Annotated in this window: 4 protein-coding genes; all 4 read right to left on the reverse strand. The window is 24.1% G+C overall.

Features of this window, described 5'->3' with window-relative positions:
• Positions 1-139: 139 nt before the first annotated feature.
• Positions 140-805: a Bdr family repetitive protein gene (bdr, locus tag HNP68_RS06555; RefSeq protein ID WP_183221628.1), complete on the reverse strand. Its 666-nt coding sequence runs from the start codon at positions 803-805 to the stop codon at positions 140-142.
• Positions 806-818: 13 nt separating this feature from the next.
• Positions 819-1,343 (reverse strand): chromosome replication/partitioning protein, encoded by a 525-nt coding sequence (locus HNP68_RS06560; RefSeq protein ID WP_183221630.1) that lies wholly within the window; start codon positions 1,341-1,343, stop codon positions 819-821.
• 59 nt (positions 1,344-1,402) lie between these two features.
• Complete coding sequence (locus tag HNP68_RS06565; RefSeq protein ID WP_183221632.1) at positions 1,403-2,176, reverse strand: ParA family protein; 774 nt, start codon at positions 2,174-2,176, stop codon at positions 1,403-1,405.
• On the reverse strand, positions 2,152-2,242 hold a 91-nt coding region (locus HNP68_RS06570; protein WP_183221634.1), incomplete at its 5' end, for a DUF226 domain-containing protein. The genes HNP68_RS06570 and HNP68_RS06565, both read right to left, overlap by 25 nt.

Here is a 2,242-nt window from a genome sequence, read left to right on the forward strand (position 1 = left end):
TATTTAAATTCTTTTGTTAAAAAATTAAATAAGTTTTAATTTAAAATAGAGCAAAAATAAAATGTTATTTTCTAATAATGTTCACCAGCATTATATTATAATGCTTTAAAAAAGAAAATTATATACTATATACTATTTATTATTTAATGAACTGTAAATATTTCATAAATAATGCATTTAAAATTGGCCCAAGAATTGCTGCTGTTATTATCATAAAATGGATTAATCTGTTCCCCATATTAAGATCTTTTCTTAAATTATTTTCTACATTATCTATCTTGCTATTTAAGATAGATATGTCTTTTTCTAAATTTTTTTCTACAAGATCTACCTTAGTATCTAAACTATCTATCTTAGTAGTAAGTTCAGTTTTAACAGCATCTATCTTAAAATCTAAATTTGATATATCCTTTTGTAGATTCTTTTCTACAGTATCTATCTTAGTAGTAAGTTCAGTTTTAACAGCATCTATCTTAAAATCTAAATTTGATATATCCTTTTGTAGATTCTTTTCTACATTATCTATCTTAGTAGTAAGTTCAGTTTTAACAGCATCTATCTTAAAATCTAAATTTGATATATCCTTTTGTAGATTCTTTTCTACATTATCTATCTTAGAGTCTAAATTAGACATATCTTTTCGTAAATTCTTTTCTACATCAATCAATTTCTCTTTTAAATATTCAAAGTTGTAATTATCATTATGAAGAAAGACAAAATCTATTGCCTCCTCACTAAACCCTATGTTTAAAAATTCATTTTTTATACTTTCTATGTTATATGTTTTATACGCTAAATTGTTCATAAAATTCCCCTTATTATCCTCTTAATTCTTTATATTTTTTTAAAAGCTTATTAAGAAAATCCTTTTGATTTTCAAAAATCTCATCCATCATAAAACTTGTAAATTTGGCATGTTTTTTATAAAAATCATAGCTCTCTTTTTTTTTAAGCTGAAATCTTAAGGGTTTTATTGGGTTTTGTTTGGATTTTTTAACCGTTATGCTTTCTTTATTTCTTAGTACAAAAAGAGTTTGTCTAAATCCATTTTGGACTAGAAATTCTTCCTCTATTATTCCCTCTTCTATAGCATTAGCAATTCTTAAATAATCATAAGCTTGGGTTTTTGCTAGTTTATAATCTTTTGTAAAATCTTCAAAACTTTTATATCCATCTAGCTTATAATATTCATTATCTTTAATCTCTTTTAAAATTTTCATTGTCTCTAATCTAGAACAAATTTCAGATTTAACATTTATAGTTAATTGAGATTTTAACGATTTATACCTAACAATAATATCGTTATCAGTAGATAAATTTCTTTTATTTAATTGTATATTCATATATAAATCACCTCATATTTTTTTCCGGCACCGGAATTTTTTTATATAAAAACCACCTTTTATATATGCCATCCAAAAGATGGTATAACCTGCATCTTATTTAAAAAACATTCAAGAACTTTTTTATACTCACAAATGTAATCTTTATCTAAATCAAATTTATCATTTTCTGCTATTCTCCTATTTAAATCTTCTCTTTCAGATATAATCCCTAAATAATCCTCTCTTAATTGTAAAATGTCTAGTAATTGTTTATGAGTATTATTTTTTTTAAATCTTGTTACCAATATAAAAATTGGCGCATTAGTTCCTATTTTTTTTGAATAAAATTCTAAAAGATCCAAACTCTCAACTGCCCATTTTTCAGCAGTTATCGGGACTAAAACATATTGACTACTTACTAAAGCGTTTGTCAAGGTGAAGTCTAGACTTGGTGGAGTATCTATGATTATATAATCATAATTATCTTGTATAGATTCTAACTTCTTTTTTAATCTCAATTCCTTAAATGGAATTGCTTCTTGATTAAATTTATGCAAACTTAAATAACTAGGTATTAGATCTAAATTGTTATCAATATTGATAATAACATCTCTTATTCCTAAAACACCTTCTTTTAAGATTTCATATATATTAGAATTTTCCAAATTAACATTTTTGTTTTGTATGTTATTAAAATAAAAACTGGTTATTGATGCTTGCGTATCTATATCTATCAAAAGAATTTTTTTTGACCTTGATAAAAGAGTGGCAAAAATTATTGAAGTTGTGCTTTTACCTACACCACCTTTCAGGCTGGCAATTGTTATTATTTTAGGTTTTTTATTATCCATTTTGTTAGTGGTCCTTGTTCTGGGTATTTTTTCCCATAAAATTCATATACTTGTTTTTCTAAATCT

It is taken from the genome of Borreliella yangtzensis (genome assembly GCF_014201775.1).
In the GTDB taxonomy this organism is placed as follows: domain Bacteria; phylum Spirochaetota; class Spirochaetia; order Borreliales; family Borreliaceae; genus Borreliella; species Borreliella yangtzensis.